Raw genomic sequence first — 23798 nt, 5'->3', positions numbered from 1 at the left:
TTTGCGTCGCGCGAATTTGAAGTGGTAGATGGCGTTTAGAGAATGAATACACAACAACTGGCGAAACTGCGTTCAATCGTGCCCGAGATGCGTCGCGTCCGGCACATTCACTTTGTCGGCATTGGCGGTGCTGGCATGGGCGGTATTGCCGAAGTTTTGGCTAACGAAGGTTATCAAATCAGCGGTTCTGATTTGGCGCCGAATCCGGTAACGCAGCAGTTGGCGTCGCTTGGCGCGACAATCTATTTCAACCATCGCCCGGAGAACGTTAGCGATGCGAGTGTTGTCGTTGTGTCCAGCGCGATTGCAGCGGATAACCCGGAAATCGTAGCCGCGAATGAAGCGCGCATCCCGGTGATTCGCCGTGCCGAAATGCTGGCAGAGCTGATGCGCTTTCGCCACGGTATCGCTATCGCCGGTACGCATGGCAAAACGACAACCACGGCTATGGTTGCCAGTATTTACGCCGAAGGTGGGCTTGATCCTACCTTCGTGAATGGCGGTCTGGTGAAAGCGGCAGGCGTACATGCGCGTCTGGGCAACAGCCGTTATCTGATTGCGGAAGCAGACGAGAGTGATGCGTCATTCCTCCATCTGCAACCGATGGTGGCGATTGTCACCAATATCGAAGCTGACCATATGGACACCTACCAGGGTGACTTCGAGAATTTAAAAACGACGTTTATCAACTTCCTGCACAACCTGCCGTTCTATGGTCGCGCGGTGATGTGCGTGGACGATCCGGTTATTCGCGAATTATTACCGCGAGTGGGTCGTCAGCTCACCACATACGGCTTTAGCCAGGATGCGGATGTACGCATTGAAAACTATCAACAGAAAGGCGCGCAAGGGCATTTCACCCTGATTCGCCAGGATAAGCCGGAACTGCATGTCACGCTCAATGCGCCGGGCCGCCATAATGCGCTTAATGCAGCGGCTGCGGTCGCGGTGGCGACTGAGGAAGGCATCGATGACGAAGATATTCTGAGCGCGCTGGAGAGCTTCCAGGGCACCGGTCGTCGTTTTGATTTCCTCGGTGAGTTTCCGCTGGAACCCGTTAACGGTAAACCAGGGACTGCCATGCTGGTGGATGATTACGGTCATCACCCGACGGAAGTGGATGCCACCATTAAAGCGGCACGCGCGGGCTGGCCGGATAAAAATCTGGTGATGGTCTTCCAGCCGCATCGCTTTACCCGTACGCGCGATCTGTATGACGATTTTGCCAATGTTCTGACCCAGGTCGATTCGCTGCTGATGCTGGATGTTTACTCTGCGGGCGAAACGCCGATTCCGGGAGCGGACAGCCGTTCCCTGTGCCGTACCATTCGCGGCCGTGGAAAAATCGACCCGATTCTGGTGTCCGATCCGGCTCAAACCGCGGCAATGCTGGCTCCGGTTCTGACCGGTAATGATTTGATACTGATTCAGGGCGCAGGCAATGTCGGTAAGATTGCGCGTCAACTGGCGGAAGTGAAACTCAAGCCGCAACAGGAGGACGAGCGCAATGGCTGATAAAGTCGCGGTCCTGCTGGGCGGGGTTTCTGCTGAGCGTGAGGTGTCATTAAACTCCGGCGCTGCGGTGCTTGCGGGTTTACGTGAGGGGGGCGTTGATGCCCACCCGATTGACCCGCGTGATGTGGATGTCACTCGCCTGAAAGCGATGGGCTTCGATAAGGCATTCATTGCGCTGCACGGGCGTGGCGGCGAAGACGGTACGCTGCAAGGATTGCTGGAGATAACAGGGGTGCCCTATACCGGCAGCGGTGTTATGGCGTCGGCAATCTCAATGGATAAATTGCGCAGTAAATTGCTCTGGCAAGGTGCAGGGTTACCGGTCGCCCCGTGGGTTGCATTAACACGCAGCGAATTTGAATCGGGACTCAATAACGACGTTATTCAGCGCATTGATGCGTTAGGTTTACCGGTTATCGTTAAACCGAGCCGTGAAGGCTCAAGTGTCGGGATGTCAAAAGTTGAAGAATCTGGTGCGTTAACGGCTGCGTTAGCGCTTGCCTTTCAACATGATGATGAAGTTCTTATCGAAAAATGGCTAAGTGGACCCGAATTTACAGTTGCCATGCTCGGAAAAGAAATTTTACCGTCAATTCGCATTCAGCCCGCTGGAACCTTCTATGATTATGAGGCGAAGTATCTCTCTGATGAGACAAAATATTTCTGTCCGTCAGGTCTGGAAGCAGAAGATGAGGCCAATTTACAAAACCTGGTACTGAAAGCCTGGCGTGCGCTGGGATGTCGGGGCTGGGGAAGAATTGACGCTATGTTAGACAGTGATGGGCAGTTTTATCTGCTGGAAGCCAATACCGCGCCGGGTATGACGAGTCATAGCCTGGTCCCGATGGCAGCGCGACAGGCGGGGTTAACCTTCTCGCAGTTGGTCGTGCGAATTCTGGAACTGGCGGAGTGATATGTCTCAGGCTGCGCTGAACACGAGAAATCGCGATGTCGAGGAAATGCCTTCCTCCCGTCGTAATAATGGAACGCGTCTTGCAGGAATCCTGTTCCTGCTGACGGTGTTGTGTACCGTGTTGGCTAGCGGCTGGGTAGTCCTGGGCTGGATGGAAGATGCGCAACGTTTACCGTTGTCGAAGCTGGTGCTGACAGGCGATCGTCATTACACCCGCAACGACGACATTCGCCAGTCAATTCTGGCGCTTGGCGCACCCGGCACGTTTATGACGCAGGATGTCAATATTATCCAGAGCCAGATTGAACGTCTGCCCTGGATAAAGCAGGCGAGTGTCAGAAAGCAATGGCCTGATGAATTGAAGATTCATCTGGTTGAATATGTGCCCATAGCACGTTGGAATGATCAGCATATGGTGGACATGGACGGTAATTCGTTCAGCGTTCCTGCGGATCGTACCAGCAAGCAGGTTTTACCCATGCTGTATGGCCCGGAAGGGAGTGAGAGCGAAGTTTTACAGGGCTTCCATGACATGGGGCAGGTGCTGGCGAAGGATAAATTCACGTTGAAAGAGGCGGCGATGACTGCCCGGCGGTCGTGGCAGGTGACGCTAAATAACGATATTAAGCTCAACCTCGGCCGTGGCGATACGATGAAACGCCTGGCGCGCTTTGTCGAACTGTATCCGGTTCTGCAACAGCAGGCGCAAGCGGATCACAAAGAAATCAGTTACGTGGATTTACGCTATGACTCTGGCGCGGCGGTAGGTTGGAAGCCGGCCCCAGTTCAGGACCCTAATCAGCAACAGAATCAGGCACAGGCAGAACAATAATGATCAAGGCGACGGACAGAAAACTGGTAGTAGGACTGGAGATTGGTACCGCGAAGGTAGCCGCTTTGGTAGGGGAAGTTCTGCCCGACGGTATGATCAATATCATCGGAGTGGGAAGCTGCCCGTCCCGTGGTATGGATAAAGGTGGCGTTAACGACCTGGAATCTGTGGTGAAATGCGTTCAGCGCGCCATCGATCAGGCCGAATTGATGGCAGATTGCCAGATTTCCTCTGTTTATCTGGCGTTATCGGGTAAACATATTAGCTGCCAGAATGAAATTGGTATGGTGCCGATTTCAGAAGAGGAAGTGACGCAGGAAGATGTAGAAAATGTGGTGCACACGGCGAAATCGGTGCGTGTGCGTGATGAACACCGCGTTCTGCATGTCATTCCTCAGGAATATGCCATTGATTACCAGGAAGGTATCAAAAACCCGGTAGGTCTTTCGGGTGTGCGTATGCAGGCGAAAGTACATCTGATCACTTGCCATAACGATATGGCGAAAAACATTGTTAAAGCCGTGGAACGTTGTGGTCTGAAAGTTGACCAACTTATTTTCGCCGGACTGGCGTCCAGTTATTCCGTATTGACGGAAGATGAACGTGAGCTGGGTGTCTGCGTTGTAGACATCGGTGGTGGTACAATGGACATGGCCGTTTATACAGGCGGAGCGCTGCGCCATACGAAAGTGATCCCGTATGCGGGGAATGTCGTGACCAGCGATATCGCTTATGCGTTCGGTACGCCACCCAGCGATGCTGAAGCCATTAAAGTTCGCCATGGTTGCGCACTGGGCTCCATTGTAGGTAAAGACGAAAGCGTCGAAGTACCGAGTGTAGGTGGGCGTCCACCGCGCAGTTTGCAGCGCCAGACGCTGGCCGACGTGATTGAGCCGCGTTATACCGAGTTGCTCAATCTGGTGAATGATGAGATTTTGCAGTTACAAGAGCAGCTTCGTCAGCAAGGGGTGAAACATCATCTGGCGGCGGGGATTGTGTTAACGGGCGGAGCAGCGCAAATTGAAGGTCTTGCGGCCTGTGCTCAGCGCGTATTCCATACGCAGGTGCGTATTGGTGCGCCGCTCAATATTACAGGTTTAACGGATTACGCCCAGGAGCCGTACTACTCAACGGCGGTGGGATTGCTGCACTACGGGAAAGAAACCCATCTCAGTGGTGAAGCAGAAGTGGAAAAACGTGCATCAGTCGGCTCGTGGTTTAAACGAATCAACAGCTGGCTGCGTAAAGAATTTTAATTTTCAGAGACCGAAACATTAGCGGTCTCAGGCGACAGGCACAAAACGGAGAGAAATTATGTTTGAACCTATGGAACTGACCAACGACGCGGTGATTAAAGTCATCGGCGTCGGTGGCGGCGGCGGTAATGCCGTTGAACACATGGTGCGCGAGCGCATTGAGGGTGTTGAATTCTTCGCAGTGAATACCGACGCGCAAGCGTTGCGTAAGACTGCGGTGGGTCAGACCATTCAGATCGGTGGTGGTATCACCAAAGGTCTGGGCGCTGGGGCTAACCCGGAAGTTGGTCGTAATGCGGCTGAAGAAGACCGTGAAGCACTGCGCGCTGCGCTTGATGGTGCAGACATGGTCTTTATCGCAGCGGGTATGGGCGGCGGCACCGGCACGGGTGCGGCACCGGTCGTTGCAGAAGTGGCTAAAGATTTGGGTATCCTGACGGTTGCTGTCGTGACCAAGCCTTTCAATTTTGAAGGCAAGAAGCGTATGGCATTTGCTGAACAGGGTATCGCCGAGCTGTCCAAACATGTGGACTCGCTGATTACAATCCCGAACGATAAGCTGCTGAAAGTTCTCGGTCGTGGTATCTCTCTGTTGGATGCATTCGGTGCGGCTAACGACGTACTGAAAGGCGCGGTGCAGGGTATCGCCGAACTGATTACCCGTCCGGGTCTGATGAACGTCGACTTTGCTGACGTGCGTACCGTGATGTCCGAAATGGGCTATGCCATGATGGGTTCTGGTGTCGCGAGAGGCGAAGACCGCGCTGAAGAAGCTGCGGAAATGGCGATCTCCTCTCCGCTGCTGGAAGATATCGATCTGTCTGGTGCGCGCGGCGTGCTGGTTAACATCACCGCGGGCTTCGACCTGCGTCTCGATGAGTTCGAAACGGTGGGTAACACTATTCGTGCATTCGCTTCTGACAATGCTACTGTTGTTATTGGTACATCGTTGGATCCGGATATGAATGATGAGCTGCGTGTGACTGTTGTTGCAACCGGTATTGGTATGGACAAACGTCCGGAAATTACTCTGGTGACCAACAAACAGCAGCAGCAACCGGTGATGGACCGCTACCAGCAGCATGGTATGTCGACGATGCAGCAGGAGCAGAAACCTCAGTCTAAAGTGGTCAACGACAATACGCCGCAGACGACTAAAGAACCGGATTACCTGGATATTCCAGCGTTTTTGCGTAAGCAAGCTGATTAAGAATACGCTGGAAGTTGGGCATCTTCGCTCTTTGTGCTAAACTGCCCCACCGATTGTGTAGTACACTTCGGTTGGATAGTTAATTAGGCGAGATTATACGATGATCAAACAAAGGACACTTAAACGTATCGTTCAGGCGACTGGTGTCGGTTTACATACCGGCAAGAAAGTCACACTGACGTTGCGCCCTGCGCCGGCCAACACCGGGGTCATCTATCGTCGCACTGACTTGAATCCACCGGTAGATTTCCCGGCTGATGCTAAATCTGTGCGTGATACAATGCTCTGTACGTGTCTGGTGAACGAGCATGACGTGCGGATTTCAACCGTAGAGCACCTTAATGCTGCTCTGGCCGGACTGGGTATCGACAACATTATTGTTGAAGTCGATGCGCCGGAAATCCCGATTATGGATGGTAGTGCTGCACCGTTCGTTTATCTTCTGCTGGACGCAGGCATCGAAGAGCTGCGCAGTGCGAAGAAATTCGTGCGAATCAAAGAGACGGTCCGCGTTGAAGACGGTGATAAATGGGCAGAGTTTAAACCGTTTAACGGTTTCTCTCTCGATTTCACCATCGACTTTAACCACCCGGCCATTGATGCCAGCACCCAGCGTTACGCGATGAACTTTTCTGCCGACGCGTTTATGCGCCAGATTAGCCGCGCGCGTACCTTCGGTTTCATGCGTGATATCGAATATCTGCAGTCCCGTGGTTTGTGCCTGGGCGGTAGCTTCGATTGTGCCATCGTTGTTGACGATTATCGCGTATTGAACGAAGACGGCCTGCGTTTTGAAGACGAATTCGTTCGTCACAAAATGCTCGACGCGATTGGTGACTTGTTCATGTGTGGTCACAATATCATCGGTGCGTTTACCGCATATAAATCTGGTCACGCGCTGAACAACAAACTGTTGCAGGCGGTCCTGGCGAAACAGGAAGCCTGGGAATTTGTGACCTTCGAAGACGATGCGGAACTGCCATTGGCGTTCAAAGCACCGACGATGGTTCTGGCGTAATACCAGACAATAAGTAAGACCTGAATTCGACTGGTCCGCCTGGCACACTCTCTCCTGCCAGGAGTGCCAGTCGTTTTTTATTTTAAAATCTGTACTTTTGCCTCGCTTTGGTTCATGAAGATTGTTTTTACCATTCAATGAGCGCGATCGCTGCTTTCCTGGCCGTTTTTATCCCTCAGAGCGCCTTATAATCGCTGTCCTCCCGCTGCATTAATGGTAATATCTTTGCGCAAAATAACGCGTACCGAAGTAAAAAACAGGCAACAGTGATTTTTTTGGTGGAGTGAGTGAGCGGAATTCTGACGCGCTGGCGACAATTTGGCAGACGTTATTTCTGGCCGCATCTCTTATTAGGGATGGTCGCGGCAAGCTTTGGCATGCCTGCGCTCAGCAACAGCAACCACACTGAACCGGCCAAAGCGACGACGCGTAATCATGAAGGCGCTGGCAGCGTCAACTTCACCAACCTCGCGTTGCTTGAAGGAACTCGTCGCCCAAGCTTCACTGTTGATTACTGGCATCAGCATGCTATCCGTACCGTTATTCGACATCTCTCTTTTGCGATGGCGCCGCAGGCATTACCCGTCGTGGAAGAACCGCTGCCTTTGCAGGCGCATCATCTCGCTCTGCTGGATACGCTCAGTGCACTGCTGACCCAGGAGCAGAGGCCGGCAGCAAGTGTTAGCCAGACATTTGATACTGATTTCCCCACCCATTCCGCGTTTAGCGTCCGGGCCTGGATTAGCCAGGTACAGGGCATCCGTGCGGGACCTCAACGCCTTAGCTGAAAAATTTATCCTTCAACTAATTTTGTGACTCCGCAGAGCGGGGCGTTTGAGATTTTATTATGCTTATCAAATTATTAACAAAAGTATTCGGTAGTCGTAACGATCGTACACTGCGTCGTATGCGCAAAGCAGTCGGCATCATCAATGCGATGGAGCCGGAAATGGAAAAGCTGTCAGACGACGAACTGAAAGCAAAAACAGCGGAATTTCGTGGCCGTCTGGAAAAAGGCGAAACGGTTGAAAGCCTGATCCCGGAAGCGTTTGCCGTCGTGCGCGAAGCCAGTAAACGTGTCTTCGGTATGCGCCACTTCGACGTCCAGTTACTCGGCGGCATGGTATTGAATGAACGCTGCATCGCAGAGATGCGTACCGGTGAAGGTAAAACGCTGACCGCGACGCTGCCTGCTTATGTGAACGCGCTGAGCGGCAAAGGTGTCCACGTGGTCACCGTGAACGACTATCTGGCGCAACGTGACGCCGAAAACAACCGTCCGTTGTTCGAATTCCTGGGCATGACCGTCGGTATCAACCTGCCGGGGATGCCGTCTGTGGCGAAGCGTGAAGCGTATGCCGCAGATATCACCTACGGTACTAACAACGAATACGGTTTTGACTACCTGCGCGACAACATGGCGTTCAGCCCTGAAGAACGCGTACAGCGCAAACTGCACTATGCACTGGTGGATGAGGTGGACTCCATCCTCATTGATGAAGCACGTACACCGCTGATCATTTCCGGCCCGGCTGAAGACAGCTCGGAAATGTACAAAAAAGTGAACAAAATCATCCCGCATCTGATTCGTCAGGAGAAGGAAGATTCCGATACTTTCCAGGGCGAAGGCCACTTCTCCGTTGATGAGAAGGCGCGTCAGGTTAACCTGACCGAACGTGGTCTGGTGCTGATTGAAGAACTGCTGGTTAAAGAAGGCATCATGGATGAGGGTGAGTCACTGTACTCGCCGGGTAACATTATGCTGATGCACCATGTTACCGCAGCGCTGCGCGCGCACGCTTTGTTCACCCGTGACGTGGATTACATTGTTAAAGACGGCGAAGTTATTATCGTCGATGAACACACCGGTCGTACCATGCAGGGTCGCCGCTGGTCCGATGGCCTGCACCAGGCTGTGGAAGCCAAAGAAGGTGTGGATATTCAGAACGAAAACCAGACGCTGGCTTCTATTACCTTCCAGAACTACTTCCGTCTGTACGAGAAACTGGCGGGGATGACCGGTACTGCGGATACCGAAGCATTCGAGTTCAGTTCTATTTATAAACTCGACACCGTGGTGGTGCCGACCAACCGTCCGATGATCCGTAAAGATATGCCGGATCTGGTCTACATGACCGAGGCGGAAAAAATTCAGGCGATTATCGAAGATATTCGTGAGCGTACCGCCGCAGGCCAGCCGGTGCTGGTGGGTACGATCTCCATTGAGAAATCCGAAGTGGTTTCAAATGAGCTGACGAAAGCGGGTATCAAACACAACGTACTGAACGCGAAATTCCACGCCAAAGAAGCAGATATCGTTGCTCAGGCGGGTTATACCGCAGCGGTAACGATCGCAACTAACATGGCTGGTCGTGGTACCGATATTGTGTTGGGTGGTAGCTGGCAGGCAGAAGTCGCCGAGCTGACCGACCCGACGCCGGAGCAGATCGCGAAGATCAAAGCGGACTGGCAGGTGCGTCATGATGCCGTTCTGGCTGCGGGCGGCCTGCATATCATTGGTACCGAGCGTCACGAATCACGCCGTATCGATAACCAGTTGCGTGGCCGTTCTGGTCGTCAGGGTGACCCGGGCTCATCCCGCTTCTACCTGTCGATGGAAGATGCGCTGATGCGTATTTTTGCCTCCGATCGTGTTTCGAGCATGATGCGTAAACTGGGTATGAAACCGGGCGAAGCGATTGAACACCCATGGGTGACCAAGGCGATTGCTAACGCGCAACGTAAAGTGGAAAGCCGCAACTTCGATATCCGTAAACAGCTGCTGGAATATGATGACGTGGCGAACGATCAGCGTCGCGCAATCTACACCCAGCGTAACGAACTGTTGGATGTCTCTGATGTGAGCGAGACCATTAACAGCATTCGTGAGGATGTGTTCAAAGCGACTATCGACGCTCACATTCCACCGCAGTCGCTGGAAGAAATGTGGGATATTCCTGGCTTGCAGGAACGCCTGAAAAATGATTTCGACCTCGATCTGCCGATTGCTGAGTGGCTGGATAAAGAGCCGGAATTGCATGAAGAGACCCTGCGTGAGCGTATCCTTGCTCAGGCAGTTGAAGTCTATGCTCGCAAAGAAGAGGTTGTTGGCGCGGAGATGATGCGCCACTTCGAAAAAGGCGTCATGCTGCAAACGCTGGACTCACTGTGGAAAGAGCACCTGGCGGCGATGGACTATCTGCGTCAGGGGATCCATTTACGTGGCTATGCGCAAAAAGATCCGAAGCAGGAGTACAAGCGCGAATCTTTCTCTATGTTCGCCGCGATGCTGGAGTCGCTGAAATATGAAGTGATCAGCACCCTGAGTAAAGTTCAGGTACGTATGCCGGAAGAAGTTGAAGCAATGGAGCAGCAGCGCCGCGAAGAAGCAGAGCGTCTGGCGCAGATGCAGCAACTTAGCCACCGTGATGATGAATCTGAGGCGGCGGCAGCACTGGCTGCACAGACTGGCGATCGTAAAGTCGGTCGCAACGACCCTTGTCCTTGCGGGTCAGGTAAAAAATACAAACAGTGCCATGGCCGTCTGAGCTAAGACACGAATAAATAAAGAAAGGCGCAGATATCTGCGCCTTTTTTATGGAGTAACGACAATGAAAATACTGCAAATCGCCGTCGGAATTATTCGCAATCCACAGGGAGAAATCTTTATTACCCAGCGCGCAGCCGATGCGCATATGGCGAATAAATGGGAATTTCCTGGCGGCAAGATCGAAGAAGGTGAAACACCTGAACAAGCGGTTATCCGTGAGCTGCACGAAGAAGTGGGTATCAAAGCTGGTGCGGCCAGCCTGTTCGATAAACTGGAATATCGTTTCCCGGATCGCCACATTACGCTCTGGTTTTATCTTGTTGAGCAGTGGGAAGGGGAACCGTGGGGAAAAGAAGGGCAGCCTGGGCGTTGGGTCCATCAGACTCAACTGCTGGCAGATGAGTTCCCACCCGCTAATGAGCCAGTCATCTCAAAACTGGCAAACGCCTGATGGCGCAAAGTGTGGCGGGGCTTCCCGCCACCTTGTCATTTACTGCTGTTCTTCACTCCAGTCGTCACTGTCGGAAAGATCCCCTGCACTCGGGATGCGCTTTTCTTCCGCAGCCCATTCACCCAGGTCTATTAACTGGCAGCGTTTTGAACAGAACGGGCGAAACGGGCTGGTTTCGCTCCATATCACGCTTTTGCCGCAGGTCGGGCAATTAACACGCGTTGCGTCTGACATCATTTCTCCTTAACAACAAGCCAGTTCGAAATCCAGGCGTTCCGGGATGATGCCATTTTCACTATCGAGCGGCAGGAAACGAATGGCGAAACGACTTTTATGCCCCGAAATCTGTGGGAATAACTGGCTGTCTAAATCCAGGTGCAGGCGAAGCAGATCGGCATCTTCACCATTATCCTGGTAAAAACCGTTCAGACTGGTTTGCTTACGGAACGGAGCTGAGTTGCGGATCAAATCCAGAATCAGTGACAACGTATGATTGAGTGGCGTCAGGCTGGACAGCCAGATATTCACCTGCTCGTCACGCTGAGCCTGTGGCAAATGCAACCAGACATGCAGGGTGGGCAAATCAAAGCTGCAACAGCCGCCCGGTATACTCAGACGCTGGCGGACCAGGCCGATGAGACGGTCTTCACGCAGCAACTGCCCAATCCGGGGGGCTGCCATCAGCATGGTGCTGGTCTCTTTTAACTGTTGGCGAATGGCATCGATACGTCCCTGATCAACACCAGGCACTTCGGCCCAGGCTTTTAATTTACGTTGCTGGCGTTCCAGCTCTTTAAGCAATTCGGTACGTGTGTCACCACGCTCGAAAATATCTAATAACTCACCGGCATTGCGGAAGAAATGCAGCGCATCTGCATGATCGGCAAGAGGAAGGCGGGCAGTGAGTTGCTGGAGCAGGAATTCGATACGCAGCCAGGTGCGCATCTTTTCATTGAGCGGGTGTTCAAATAGGACGTGGGTCTGCATTAAGGGTTTTCCTGTGAAACTGCCTGTGATGCATAGCTCAGATAAGCCGCATGCAGGCGGGCAACATCCGATGCAATTGCATCTGGTGCGCCATTATTGTCAATAATATCATCCGCAACGGCAAGGCGTGCTTCACGTGTCGCTTGCGCCGCCAGAATATGCTCAGCATTTTCACGGCTTACGCCGTCACGCTGCATCGTTCGCAAAATTTGCGTCTCTGGTGAGACGTCGATAACCAATACCCGGTCGGCTTTGCTCTGTAAGTGGTTTTCAACCAACAAAGGAACAACCCACAACACATAGGGTGAAGTAGCCCCGGCAATTTGTCGCTGGGTTTGCTGATGTATTAATGGGTGCAGCAAACCATTGAGCCAGTTTTTCTCGGCTGGGGAAGCAAAAATGCGTTCGCGTAATAAGCGACGGTTCAGTGAACCCTCAGGTGTGAGGATGTCTGAACCAAAATGTTCGGCGATGGCTTGTAATGCAACAGAGCCCGGTTCAACAACCTGGCGGGCAATAATATCTGCATCGACAACATCAACGCCCAAACGGGCGAAGGCATCAGCGACCGTGCTTTTGCCGCTACCAATACCTCCGGTTAACGCGACCGTATACCCCATAGCGCCTGATCTCAAAATAGTCGGTAAAAAAAATCATAACCCACACATTTTTAATTTTGCCAGTTTGCTTTACGAAGGTCGTCAGTAAGCGAAACGCGGAAAAATAATAATGCATTTATCATGTGAATCAGTAGGTTATAATTTGAGCAAGATGAACTTTCGCAAATGCGGCTAATCTTGCCCTTTCACCAGGTAAATTTATAGGATTGTAGCGTAAAAAAAGAGAATTTCGCAGTCTTGCGGAGTCCTGATTAGTGCGTATGATAGCGTCACTGGAGTTGTGTGTTTGCAAGTCTGCGTTGTTCGCCATTAACCCCAGGAATCCGCACATGCGTATTGAAGAAGATCTGAAATTAGGCTTTAAAGACGTTCTTATCCGCCCTAAACGCTCTACCCTAAAAAGCCGTTCCGATGTTGAGCTGGAACGCGAGTTTACCTTTAAGCATTCAGGACAGAACTGGTCTGGCGTACCGGTAATTGCAGCCAATATGGATACCGTTGGCACCTTTGCTATGGCGAAAGCGCTGGCTTCGTTCGATATTCTGACCGCAGTACATAAACATTATTCTGTCGAAGACTGGAAAGCATTTGTTCAGCGCGAATCTGACGATGTATTGCGTCATGTAATGGTATCAACAGGTACCTCAGATGCTGACTTTGAAAAAACCAAACAAATTCTGGCGCTGCACTCCCAGTTGAATTTCGTTTGCATTGATGTCGCGAATGGTTATTCCGAGCACTTCGTACAATTTGTGTCGAAAGCGCGTGAAGCCTGGCCGAGCAAAACGATCTGCGCAGGTAACGTAGTAACAGGTGAAATGTGTGAAGAGCTGATTCTCTCCGGTGCGGATATTGTCAAAGTCGGTATCGGCCCGGGTTCTGTTTGCACCACACGTGTGAAAACCGGTGTCGGTTATCCTCAGCTTTCCGCTGTGATTGAGTGTGCCGATGCAGCACATGGCTTGGGCGGTCAAATCGTTAGCGATGGCGGCTGTACCGTGCCTGGCGATGTGGCGAAAGCCTTTGGCGGCGGCGCTGATTTTGTCATGCTCGGTGGGATGTTAGCAGGGCACGAAGAAAGCGGCGGTACCGTGGTTGACGAAAACGGTGAAAAATTCATGCTGTTCTATGGCATGAGTTCTGAGTCGGCGATGACCCGTCACGTTGGTGGGGTTGCTCAGTACCGTGCGGCAGAAGGTAAAACCGTTAAGTTGAAACTACGCGGCCCGGTCGAAAATACCGCGCGCGATATCCTTGGTGGCTTGCGTTCCGCCTGTACTTATGTGGGCGCATCTCGCCTGAAAGAACTGACCAAACGCACTACCTTTATCCGCGTTCAGGAGCAAGAAAACCGCGTTTTCAATAGCCTTTAATCGGTTTACAGGCGCAGTTTACTGCGCCTGTTTCATCCCATTCCACTCATCGCATCTCCCAGATGGAAAATCGGCAGATACATGGCCACGATCAGTGTGCCGACAATAATTCCTGTCACAACCAGCAGTAAAGGCTCCAGCATGGAGGTCAGCCCGTCGGCCTGATGTTGCGTCTGTTCACTATGATGCATCGCCAGATTAAATAACATTGCGTCCAGCGCGCCTGAGGCTTCCCCCGTACTGACCAGTTGAATGCAAAGTGGCGTAAAAACCCCTCTGGCGCTGAATGCCGCTGAAATCGACTGACCCTGTGTAATGTCCTGATGTATAGCATCAACAATATCTCGCCACCATGGGCATGTGAGCGTTTCTTTGACGCTCTCCAGACCTTGTAAGAAGGCGATGCCAGCACGCTGCGTCAGCGATAGCACGGTAAAGATCTGGCTGAGCTTCTGCCCAAGAACAAGTTGCCCTATCAGCGGGCACGCCAGCAGAATACGCTGCTGATAACGCAGCCAGCCTGACTGTTTCTGTAAACGCCCCAACAGAATTGCCAGAAGCAGGCTGATAATGGCTAACGGAAGGCTGGCTTGCTGCAGGATATCCGCACACGCAAGCACCCCACGCGTGAGGGCAGGCAACGGCGTGTTAAATGTCTGGTAAATGGTGGCAAATTCCGGGAGTAAGAAATAGATCATCGCCAGTACTACGATGAAGGCTAATGTCAGCACAATAAGTGGATAACGCAGCGCTTTTTTCACTTTCCGCGCCAGGACAAGCTGTGTTTTTTGCTGCGCAGCGAGTTTAAAGCAGCACTCATCGAGCTTCCCCGTAAGCTCACCTGTTCGTATCATTGCCTGGTAAAGGGGCGGAAAGACCTCCGGCCAGCGCGACAGCGCACCAGAGAATGTCTCGCCCTGTGCCAGGTTTTCGGCCAGTGTCTGTAATAGCGCCTGCCACTGAACAGAAGGCTGCTGTTTGGCCAGCAACTGCAGGCCATCCGGCAGCGTCAGACCAGCCTGCAGCAATGTGGCAAGCTGGTGGATGACCTCGCTACTGTGTTCACCGCGCCACTGTGCCTGGCGTACAGGGCGACGGCGTAGAGAGAGGGGATGAAGGCATTGCTGTTGCAAAGCGAACAGTGCATCGCTGCGCTGTTCTGCCCAGTAAGCGCCTTCGTGCCGTTCACCGTTATCGTCAAGCCCGGCCCACTGCCAGAGTTGTTTAGTCGCCATCGGGCATACCCAGTACGCGAACCAGCTCTTCAAAAGTAGTGATCCCGTTTTCTACCGCCATACAGCCGTTCTGGAACAACGTCATCATGCCCGCCGAACGAGATTGCCTTTCAATGTCGCTGGCAGGGAGCCCACTGGCAATAGCCTGACGCAGTTCCCCGTCTACTTCCAGAACCTCAAAAAGCGCGACTCGCCCATAAAATCCGTGATAACAACGCTCACAGCCCTTTGATACCCAGCGCGGTAAGGGGCGCGGCCAGAGTGATGTCGGCAGGTTAATATTCTCGTGCTCCCGGCTGTGGCAGTGGGGGCACAACTTTCGCACCAGCCGCTGTGCGACAACCAACGAGAGCGCGGAGGAGATCATCCAGCGGGCAACCCCCATTTGCTGGATGCGTACCAGTGTTTCGGCTGTTGAGTTGGTGTGAAGTGTTGAGAGGACCAGATGCCCGGTTTGCGCGGCCTTGATGGCGATTTCAGCCGTTTCGCCATCGCGGATCTCACCGACCATAATGACATCCGGATCCTGTCGCAAAAGCGCCCGTAATACACTCTGGAAGGTCAACCCGGCGCGTGGGTTAATCTGTGTCTGATTCAGGCCAGTAAGCGGGATCTCAATCGGATCTTCCACGCTGCAGAGATTGATCTCAGGCTTATTGCGAGCCTGCAACGCACTGTAGAGGGTGACGGTTTTTCCACTGCCCGTGGGGCCGGTGACCAGTAGCAATCCCTGGGGTTTGTTCAAAGCCTGCTGGAATTGCGCCAGTTGGGAGTGGGTCATTCCTAGCTGATGAAGGTCGAGTGCCTGACTTACCTGATGTAACAACCTCAGTACCACTTTTTCACCGTGTCGGCACGGCAGGGTGGCAATGCGAAACGAGACATTCTGTCCGTTAAGCGTGGTGCTGAATTGCCCGTCTTGCGGCAGCCTGCGTTCGGCAATATCCAGATTACCTAATACTTTCAGTCGTGCGGTCAGCGTGTTGGCGAGCGCGCCGGGAATCAGAGGCAACGCATGCAGTACGCCATCAACGCGCAGCCGGATGCGATAGGTATGTTCCGCGGGTTCAAAATGGATATCGGATGCCCTCTGGCTAAGCGCCTGTTGCAGCGTCTGGTCAAGTAATTCGACCGCTGAACCTGAATCCTCTACGGGGACGAGAGATTGCGCTTCTACAGACTGTTGATGATGGCTGTCCATCTGCTCCTGCGTCCAGCATTCGATATCAATGCGTTTTTGTGTCGCGAAACGTAGTGCTTCAAGTAATTCCGATGAGGGATCGCCCACGACGGCAATGGTCAGTATCTTTTCATCACAGTTAAGCAGGCAGGCATGGTGGCGTTTGCACAGCGTGGTGAGTTTATCCTGGCGCATGGGCTGTCCCTTAGTTACTGTTTCCACGGAAGACATCTTCACAGGCCTGTTTCAGCGCGCCGTTATCGGCCACCGTGCAGCTACGTGCCCAGCCCGACATACCGTTGCCCGCATTCCACTGCGGCGTCATGACTACGCTCAGGCCCGTCAGGCTCTCCTGGCCGGTGAGGGTAATCACTCCTTTGCTGATGGTCATGGCTGAAACATAGCGGGTGGTGGTGGGGGCAGGGATACCGTTAGTGCCACCCTCGCAACCTGTGACGCCGCCACGCTCCAGTGCGCATAGCTCAACGGCCGTACGATAGGGGATAAAGGTTTGCAGCATGTCGGTGAGTGCGGCTTTACGCAGGTAGTTCTGATACGCCGGAATGCCGATTGCGCTCAAAATAGCAATAATGCCAATGACCACCATCAGTTCGATAAGGGTGAAGCCTCGTTGCTTGTCCATTGTTCGCTCCTTGAGTTAGGTGGCGCTACTTTGGCAAACATAAGGGATGGCCTGCGAGGGTCGAAAAACGAAACGGGAACGGAGCTTCAGCCGTTTTTGAGCAGATTGCAGCATTGAACAACAGGTTTGCGAGGTTTTACGAAAAACGAGTCATAACGTGGCGTAAGGGCTTTACCTTGCAGGGGAAAAAGAGAAGGATAAGCCCGACAGAGAGACGCCATCGGGCTATGGGGTATCAGCGAAAACGCATCGACAGGTCCAGCGCGTGGACATGCTTGGTTAATGCACCAACAGAGATAAAATCGACGCCCGTTTCGGCAAATTCACGGATAGTCTCGAACGTGACGTTGCCGGAAACTTCCAGACGCGCCTGGCCATTGGTGCGTTTTACCGCTTCGCGCATCATCGGCGTATCGAAGTTGTCCAGCATGACGATATCGGCACCGGCTTTCAGGGCATCATCCAGCTCTTCCAGCGTTTCCACTTCCACTTCAACCGGAACGTCAGGATGCAGCCAGAAGGCTTTCTCGACGGCCTGTCGAACGGAACCAGCAGCGATAATGTGGTTTTCTTTAATCAGGAACGCGTCGGAGAGCCCCAGACGATGATTCGCGCCGCCGCCGCACAGAACCGCATATTTCAGCGCGGTACGCAGGCCGGGCAGAGTTTTACGCGTATCCAGCAACTGTGTTTTGGTTCCGTCCAGCAAGGCGACATAGCGGCTTACTTCGCTGGCAACACCCGACAGTGTTTGCACGAAGTTAAGCGCCGTGCGCTCTCCGGTGAGCAGAACGCGTGAGGGGCCTTCCAGTTCAAACAACGGCTGGTTTGGCGTCACCGCATCGCCATCGGCGACATGCCAGGTGACACGAACATCGTCGCCAGCTAGCTGAATAAAGACCTCTTCGACCCAACGCTTACCGCAGAACACGCCTTTTTCGCGGGTAATGATCACCGCATGAGAGCGGTTATCCGGCGGCAATAATTGCGCGGTAATATCGTTGTTCGCATCCACTTCTCCACCCAAATCTTCGCGCAGGGCCTGCGCGACGGCAGCGGGGATGTCCAGTTCAATGCGTTGCAAAAGCGCGTCACGTCGAAGATCGGGGTTGTAACGGCGAGGCGGCATGATAAAACTCCAAAAAGGGTAACGAATCAGAAAGTTAGACAGTGTCCTGTCATTGCACGTTTCGTCAACATACAATGACCGGACAGCGTCTGAACATGCTACTCTAGAGCGTGTTTGAGCACCATAATTAAGGAGATCCTGCATGCAGTTAAATGAGGGCTGGCTGGCGGATGCGCGTCGCGTACCTTCTCCGCATTTTGATTGCCGCCCGGACGGTGAAACCCCTTCGTTGCTCGTGGTCCACAATATCAGCCTGCCTCCCGGTGAATTTGGCGGACCGTGGATCGATGCGCTGTTTACCGGTACGTTGGATCCTGACGCTCATCCTTTTTTTGCTGAGATCGTTCATCTGCGCGTCTCCGCTCATTGCCTGATTCGTCGTGACGGTGAAGTCGTTCAATATGTGCCGTTTGATAAGCGAGCCTGGCATGCGGGAGTGTCGCGTTATCAGGGGCGGGAACGCTGCAATGATTTTTCCATCGGCATTGAGCTGGAAGGCACCGACGATCAGCCCTATACCGACGCCCAATACCAGCAACTGGCGAACGTTACCCACGCTTTGATTTCGCTTTATCCCTCGATTGCCAGCAACATGACCGGGCACAGCGATATCGCCCCTGAGCGCAAAACCGATCCCGGTCCGGCGTTTGACTGGCCACGATTTCGCGGGCTGGTGGCGGGAGAATCAGATAAGGAGATGTCATGACACTGTTTACCATGCTGCTGGTTCTTATTGCCGAGCGGCTTTTTAAACTCGGAGAACACTGGCAACTGGATCATCGCCTGGAAGTGTTGTTCCGCCGGGTCAAACACTACTCTATGTTGAGAACGCTCCTGATGGCGGTGGTCGCCATGCTGGTGGCCTTCCTCATTTTGCAGGCGCTGGAGGGGCTCTTTTTCAATGTGCCACTGCTGGTGGTGTGGATCCTGCTGGGGCTTTTGTGTATCGGTGCTGGAAAAGTGCGTCTGCATTACCATGCTTACCTCAAAGCGGCCGCGCGCAATGACAGCCACGCCCATAATGCCATGGCGAATGAGCTCACGTTGATTCATGGTATACCGCCGGGCTGTAATGAACGGGAGTACCTGTGCGAGCTGCAAAATGCGCTTTTGTGGATCAACTTTCGTTATTATCTGGCACCGCTGTTCTGGTTTATCGTCGGTGGAATATGGGGGCCTGTGACGCTGGTTGGCTACGGTTTTTTGCGTGCATGGCAATCCTGGCTGGCTCGCTATCAGACGCCGAATGAACGCCAGCAGTCCGGAATCGACGCGATTTTACACGTGCTGGACTGGATCCCGGTGCGCCTGGCGGGCGTGGTTTATGCGTTGATCGGCCATGGTGAAAAGGCGCTGCCAGCATGGTTTGCCTCGCTGACCGACCGGCATTCTTCGCAATATCATGTACTAACGTGTCTTGCGCAGTTCTCGCTGGCCCGCGAGCCGCATATGGATAAAGTCGAGACACCAAAAGCCGCCGTCTCAATGGCCAAAAAAACCTCGTTCGTGATGGTGGTGGTGGTGGCGCTGTTAACCATTTACGGCACGCTGATGTAACCACGTGCCGTTATACTCGTCATACTTCAGGCTGCATGTGCGTTGGCTACTTCAGCGCACCCCAGTCACAAAGTTATCTATGCTCCTGGGGATTTACTGACTTGCCGCCTTCCTGCAACCAGAATAATTTAGAGTATAAATTTATTGCGTGTCCGCAGGCGGGATGCCGAAGTCTGGCATCCCGTTTTCTTGCCAGCGAATCAGCTTCAGGCGGGTATGGCGGTTTGGATCGTAAAGCGGGTCGCCTTCAATCTCCGTATAGTTTCGGGCATGGTAGACCAGCACATCTTTACCGTCCGCGGTTTGGGTAAAGCTGTTATGACCGGGGCCATATTGCCGGTTCTCGTAACTGGTTCGGAATACCGGTTGCGGTGATTTATGCCAGTTGGCCGCCACTAGCGGGTCAGCGTTAACATCAATCCACAACAGTCCCATGCAGTAGTTCTCGTCCGTGGCGCTGGCAGAGTAACTGATAAACAATCTGTCGCCGTGAAACAGCACCGCCGGGCCTTCGTTTACCAGAAAACCCCTGCATTCCCAGTCGTACTCCGGCTTGCTCAGTAAGAGAGGTTCACCTTTTAACGTCCAGGGGTTTTCCATCTCCGCAATATAGAGGTTTGAATTACCGGCAATCTCCGGTGATTTCTGTGCCCACAGGTACCAGCGTTTACCCTGATGAACAAAGGTCGTGGCGTCCAATGCAAAGGTGTCGAACGGGGTTTTCACCTGGCCTTTTTCAAGCCAGACCCCGCTAAGGGGATCGGCATCGGCGCACTCCAGCACAAACATACGGTGCTGGAACATGTTCAGCGCATCCAGTGCCTTCGTCCAGGTGGCGGCAAAGTAGAGATACCATTTACCGTCGATATAATGGAGCTCAGGCGCCCAGATGAGTTCGCTCATTGGTCCGGTAGCCGGTTTACGCCAGACGGTCACGCCTTGCGCTTCGCGCAGCCCCTCCAAAGTACTGGCCTGGCGGATTTCCAGCCGGTCATATTCCGGGACTGAGGCCACAAAATAATAGTTGCCATCATGACGCAAAATATACGGGTCGGCACGCTGCTCAATAAAGGGATTCGGCCAGTTCATTATGCTTTCCTTACATGTTCACCAACGGGAACGCCCTGGTTCTCGCTCAGTTCATGATAATTGACGCGGCGTTTTTCCAGGTCGGCCTGAATGGTTTTCATCAGTTCCCGATCCACTTTCAGCAGGCGTACGACTCCTGCGGTAATCAGATAGCCCACGCCCGGAATAACGGTAAACAGCAGCATGATGCCATTGATAGCGCTGGCACTCTGCGCTTTGGCACCTGCATCATAACCGTACCAGGAGAGTAAGAAGCCCACCATCGCACCAGCAACCGCCAGCCCCACTTTCAGGAAAAACAGGTTGCCAGAGAAGCTGATCCCGGTGATACGTTTGCCGGTTTTCCACTCGCCATAATCGTCCACATCCGCCATTAGCGACCAGTGCAGCGGGGAAGGGATCTGATGGAGAATATTCAACAGGAAGTAGAGCACCACAATCATGACCGTGGCTTTCGGATCGAAGAAGTAGAAGGCGCAGGAGAAAATCGCCAGCGCGATGTTAGTCCAGAAGAAGACTTTCAGCTTGCACCAGCGGTCGGTCAGGACTTTTGCCAGCATACTGCCGATCATCATGCCGACAACGCCCAGGCTGATAAAGAGAGTGGCGAAGTGAGTGCTTTGCCCCATGACCCAGGTCACGTAGTACATGGTGGCGGCCATGCGGATAAAGCCCGGACAGACGTTACACAGCGTGAGCAGCAAAATCCGCACCCACTGGTCGTTTTTCCAGACATCCTTCATGTCCTTTTTCATATCGTCATGGGTTGGGACCGCCGGGCGCACACGCTCGCGAACTGTAGCGAAGCAGAACAAGAACATACACATGCCGATAAACGCCAGAACCGTCATCGCCATTTGATAGCCTTTGGCTTTGTCTTCGCCACCAAACCATTCGGCCATGGGGAGTAACGTCAGCGACAGCAGCAGGGTGGCAATCCCTACCATCACAAAACGATAAGACTGGCAGGCCACACGCTCTTTTGGATCGTTGGTTATCACGCCGCCTAACGAGCAGTAGGGGATGTTGATCGCAGTGTAGGTCAGTGAGAGCAGGAAGTAGGTAATAAAGGCATAGATAACTTTGCTATGGTAGGTCCAGTCCGGTGTGGTAAACATCAGCACGCTGAACACGGCATAGGGCAAGGCTATCCACAAAAGCCATGGACGAAAACGTCCGTACTTGCTTTGGGTGCGGTCGGCTATCGCCCCCATGATCGGGTCAGTGATGGCATCTATCACGCGAATTGAGAGCAATAACACCCCTACCAGTGCAGGTGCCAGACCGAAAATATCCGTGTAAAAGTAATTAACAAACAGCATGATGGCGCCAAAGATGATGTTGCATCCGGCATCGCCCATCCCATAGCCGATTTTCTCTTTAACAGAGAGTTTACTGTTGTCCATCGACGATACTCCCAGTGAGTTGTGGGAATAATTATTCGCCCGCTAAACAAAATTTGCGTTACAGGATGTTGGCGGGAACATGGACAAAACAGCTACATAGGGGAAAGTGTGAGGTTGGTAACAATTGAATAACAACCCTCTCCCGTGCGGGAGAGGGGAGCAGGCAAAATCAGTGCGCTTTCACCGCTTTTGCACTTTTCTCTTTAAACATATAGCCGACGCCAAGGATGACCAGCCATACCGGGATCAGGTAGACGGAGATAGCCATGCCGTCAGTCATCAGCATAATGACCAGTACGGCTGCCATAAACAGCAGGCAAATCCAGTTACCTAACGGGTACAACAGCGCCGGGAAACGCGGCGTCACGCCCTGCTGCTGTTTGGCTTTACGGAACTTCATATGCGCCAGGCTAATCATTGCCCAGTTGATGACCAGGGCAGAAACCACCAGTGCCATCAGCAGGCCAAATGCCGATTCAGGCGCCATATAGTTGATCAGTACGCACAGCGCAGTGACCACAGCGGAAACCAGAATGGTATTAACCGGAACACCACGTTTATCGACGGAGAGCAGCGCTTTTGGCGCGTTCCCCTGCTGTGCGAGGCCGAACAGCATACGGCTGTTACAGTATACGCAACTGTTGTAAACCGACAGCGCGGCAGTCAGCACGACGATGTTCAATGCATTCGCCACGAAGGTGTCACCCAGCTCATGGAAAATCAATACGAACGGGCTGGTATCCGCGGTGACGCGCGTCCACGGCAGCAGAGAAAGCAGGACAGCCAGTGAGCCCACATAGAAGATCAGGATGCGGTAGATAACCTGGTTGGTCGCTTTTGGAATGCTCTGCTCCGGGTTGTCCGCTTCTGCAGCCGTAATCCCTACCAGCTCAAGGCCACCAAAGGAGAACATGATGATAGCCATCATCATTACCAGGCCTGAGATACCGTGTGGCAAGAAACCGCCTTGCTCCCACAGGTTGCGTACTGTCGCCTGTGGACCTGCGCTGCCGCTGAACAGTAACCAGCCGCCGAACAGGATCATCGCCACTACAGCAACCACTTTAATAATGGCGAACCAGAACTCCATCTCACCAAACACTTTAACGTTGGTGAGGTTAATGGCGTTGATAATAACGAAGAAGGCCGCTGCGGAGACCCAGGTTGGGATTTCTGGCCACCAGAACTGGATATATTTACCAACGGCGGTGAGTTCCGCCATCGCAACCAGCACATACAGTACCCAGTAGTTCCAGCCGGAGGCAAAACCCGCGAAATTACCCCAGTATTTGTACGCGAAGTGGCTGAATGAGCCTGCAACCGGCTCCTCAACGACCATCTCGCCCAACTGGCGCATAATCAGAAAAGCAATGAAACCCGCAATGGCATAACCCAGGATAATCCCTGGCCCTGCAGAATTAATGACTGACGCGCTGCCCAGAAACAGGCCAGTCCCGATAGCGCCGCCCAGCGCGATAAGCTGAATATGGCGGTTCTTAAGGCCGCGCTTAAGCTGATCGCCGTGCTGTTGACCTTCCATCATGAAACCTCGTGTGTGGTTATTATGTCTACGCTGTTGTCTGCGTGTAAGGGAGAAATTCCATTTATTGTATTTTTTTATTTACGAAATGCTGACGTGAATTTGCACTCATCCCTTTCGTGAAGCTCAGAATAGTGGTAAGCGCTGGCGTTTGCACCTGCTTTGTGAAGGGGATATGACGACTTGCATAAAAAGAAACCATTTGTAAATCGCCTCGGTTCAGTCTGTTTTTTGCTCAATCGACTATTTATGCATTTATTTGGTTTTGGTATGCAAATCTATTCACACTGAATC

The 23798-nt window shown here is 52.9% G+C and carries 22 protein-coding genes; 12 read left to right on the top strand and 10 right to left on the bottom strand.

Going from position 1 to position 23798, the window contains the following annotated elements; genetic code table 11:
- The first annotated feature begins 42 nt into the window (after positions 1–42).
- The 9 genes from murC to mutT all read left to right on the top strand — a co-directional run bounded on the left by murC (position 43) and on the right by mutT (position 10745).
- Positions 43–1515: a UDP-N-acetylmuramate--L-alanine ligase gene (gene murC, locus C5523_RS22900; RefSeq protein WP_039078368.1), complete on the top strand. Its 1473-nt coding sequence runs from the start codon at positions 43–45 to the stop codon at positions 1513–1515.
- Positions 1508–2428 carry a D-alanine--D-alanine ligase gene (locus C5523_RS22895; RefSeq protein ID WP_108702036.1) on the top strand — a complete coding sequence of 307 codons (921 nt, stop codon included), beginning with the start codon at positions 1508–1510 and terminating at the stop codon, positions 2426–2428. Before murC ends, C5523_RS22895 begins: the two co-directional genes overlap by 8 nt.
- Position 2429: 1 nt before the next feature.
- Positions 2430–3260, top strand: coding sequence for a cell division protein FtsQ (ftsQ, locus tag C5523_RS22890; RefSeq protein ID WP_039078370.1), 831 nt, complete (start codon positions 2430–2432; stop codon positions 3258–3260).
- Positions 3260–4516: a cell division protein FtsA gene (gene ftsA, locus C5523_RS22885; RefSeq protein WP_039078371.1), complete on the top strand. Its 1257-nt coding sequence runs from the start codon at positions 3260–3262 to the stop codon at positions 4514–4516. The genes ftsQ and ftsA overlap by 1 nt, the downstream gene beginning before the upstream one ends.
- 58 nt (positions 4517–4574) lie before the next feature.
- Positions 4575–5726 carry a cell division protein FtsZ gene (gene ftsZ, locus C5523_RS22880; RefSeq protein WP_039078372.1) on the top strand — a complete coding sequence of 384 codons (1152 nt, stop codon included), beginning with the start codon at positions 4575–4577 and terminating at the stop codon, positions 5724–5726.
- A 100-nt stretch (positions 5727–5826) separates the two neighbouring features.
- A complete protein-coding gene (lpxC, locus tag C5523_RS22875; RefSeq protein ID WP_039078373.1) occupies positions 5827–6744 on the top strand; it encodes a UDP-3-O-acyl-N-acetylglucosamine deacetylase in 918 nt (305 codons plus the stop codon).
- Positions 6745–7031: 287 nt separating this feature from the next.
- The gene (secM, locus tag C5523_RS22870; protein WP_039078374.1) at positions 7032–7532 is read left to right on the top strand and encodes a secA translation cis-regulator SecM; all 501 of its coding nucleotides are present in this window, start codon (positions 7032–7034) and stop codon (positions 7530–7532) included.
- A 59-nt stretch (positions 7533–7591) separates the two neighbouring features.
- On the top strand, positions 7592–10297 hold the full coding sequence (gene secA / locus C5523_RS22865; protein WP_039078375.1) for a preprotein translocase subunit SecA: 2706 nt from the start codon (positions 7592–7594) through the stop codon (positions 10295–10297).
- A 58-nt stretch (positions 10298–10355) separates the two neighbouring features.
- Positions 10356–10745 (top strand): 8-oxo-dGTP diphosphatase MutT, encoded by a 390-nt coding sequence (gene mutT, locus C5523_RS22860; RefSeq protein WP_039078376.1) that lies wholly within the window; start codon positions 10356–10358, stop codon positions 10743–10745.
- 39 nt (positions 10746–10784) lie between these two features.
- Here mutT and yacG read toward each other — a convergent pair whose 3' ends face one another.
- The 3 genes from yacG to coaE are packed head-to-tail and all read right to left on the bottom strand — an operon-like array spanning position 10785 to position 12352.
- Complete coding sequence (yacG, locus tag C5523_RS22855) at positions 10785–10979, bottom strand: DNA gyrase inhibitor YacG (RefSeq protein WP_108702035.1); 195 nt, start codon at positions 10977–10979, stop codon at positions 10785–10787.
- 9 nt (positions 10980–10988) lie between these two features.
- Positions 10989–11732: a cell division protein ZapD gene (zapD, locus tag C5523_RS22850; RefSeq protein WP_071193651.1), complete on the bottom strand. Its 744-nt coding sequence runs from the start codon at positions 11730–11732 to the stop codon at positions 10989–10991.
- Positions 11732–12352, bottom strand: a complete 621-nt coding sequence (coaE, locus tag C5523_RS22845; protein WP_108702034.1) for a dephospho-CoA kinase — start codon at positions 12350–12352, stop codon at positions 11732–11734. Before coaE ends, zapD begins: the two co-directional genes overlap by 1 nt.
- 329 nt (positions 12353–12681) lie before the next feature.
- Between coaE and C5523_RS22840 the strand changes: the two genes are divergently transcribed.
- Positions 12682–13725, top strand: coding sequence for a GMP reductase (locus C5523_RS22840; RefSeq protein ID WP_108702033.1), 1044 nt, complete (start codon positions 12682–12684; stop codon positions 13723–13725).
- A gap of 32 nt (positions 13726–13757) precedes the next feature.
- Here C5523_RS22840 and hofC read toward each other — a convergent pair whose 3' ends face one another.
- The 4 genes from hofC to nadC form a co-directional block, all read right to left on the bottom strand.
- On the bottom strand, positions 13758–14960 hold the full coding sequence (hofC, locus tag C5523_RS22835; RefSeq protein ID WP_108702032.1) for a protein transport protein HofC: 1203 nt from the start codon (positions 14958–14960) through the stop codon (positions 13758–13760).
- Positions 14950–16335, bottom strand: coding sequence for a type II secretion system protein GspE (gene gspE / locus C5523_RS22830; RefSeq protein WP_108702031.1), 1386 nt, complete (start codon positions 16333–16335; stop codon positions 14950–14952). Before gspE ends, hofC begins: the two co-directional genes overlap by 11 nt.
- 10 nt (positions 16336–16345) lie before the next feature.
- Entirely contained in the window at positions 16346–16783 is a 438-nt protein-coding gene (gene ppdD, locus C5523_RS22825) for a prepilin peptidase-dependent pilin (RefSeq protein WP_079497247.1), read from the bottom strand.
- A 235-nt stretch (positions 16784–17018) separates the two neighbouring features.
- A complete protein-coding gene (nadC, locus tag C5523_RS22820; RefSeq protein ID WP_108702030.1) occupies positions 17019–17912 on the bottom strand; it encodes a carboxylating nicotinate-nucleotide diphosphorylase in 894 nt (297 codons plus the stop codon).
- 142 nt (positions 17913–18054) lie between these two features.
- Between nadC and ampD the strand changes: the two genes are divergently transcribed.
- The gene (gene ampD / locus C5523_RS22815; RefSeq protein ID WP_108702029.1) at positions 18055–18618 is read left to right on the top strand and encodes a 1,6-anhydro-N-acetylmuramyl-L-alanine amidase AmpD; all 564 of its coding nucleotides are present in this window, start codon (positions 18055–18057) and stop codon (positions 18616–18618) included.
- Positions 18615–19469: a beta-lactamase regulator AmpE gene (ampE, locus tag C5523_RS22810; protein WP_108702028.1), complete on the top strand. Its 855-nt coding sequence runs from the start codon at positions 18615–18617 to the stop codon at positions 19467–19469. The genes ampD and ampE overlap by 4 nt, the downstream gene beginning before the upstream one ends.
- Positions 19470–19610: 141 nt before the next feature.
- Here ampE and C5523_RS22805 read toward each other — a convergent pair whose 3' ends face one another.
- The 3 genes from C5523_RS22805 to aroP all read right to left on the bottom strand — a co-directional run bounded on the left by C5523_RS22805 (position 19611) and on the right by aroP (position 23507).
- Complete coding sequence (locus tag C5523_RS22805; RefSeq protein WP_108702027.1) at positions 19611–20561, bottom strand: family 43 glycosylhydrolase; 951 nt, start codon at positions 20559–20561, stop codon at positions 19611–19613.
- Positions 20558–21964 carry a glycoside-pentoside-hexuronide (GPH):cation symporter gene (locus tag C5523_RS22800; protein ID WP_108702026.1) on the bottom strand — a complete coding sequence of 469 codons (1407 nt, stop codon included), beginning with the start codon at positions 21962–21964 and terminating at the stop codon, positions 20558–20560. Before C5523_RS22800 ends, C5523_RS22805 begins: the two co-directional genes overlap by 4 nt.
- A gap of 169 nt (positions 21965–22133) precedes the next feature.
- A complete protein-coding gene (gene aroP, locus C5523_RS22795) occupies positions 22134–23507 on the bottom strand; it encodes an aromatic amino acid transporter AroP (RefSeq protein ID WP_107224044.1) in 1374 nt (457 codons plus the stop codon).
- Between the last annotated feature and the right edge of the window lie 291 nt (positions 23508–23798).

The sequence above is a fragment of the Phytobacter sp. SCO41 genome, from assembly GCF_003073275.1.
GTDB classification, from domain to species: domain Bacteria; phylum Pseudomonadota; class Gammaproteobacteria; order Enterobacterales; family Enterobacteriaceae; genus Phytobacter; species Phytobacter diazotrophicus.
The sequence above is the reverse complement of the archived record's forward strand: the minus strand, read 5'-3'. Positions and strand labels throughout refer to the sequence as shown.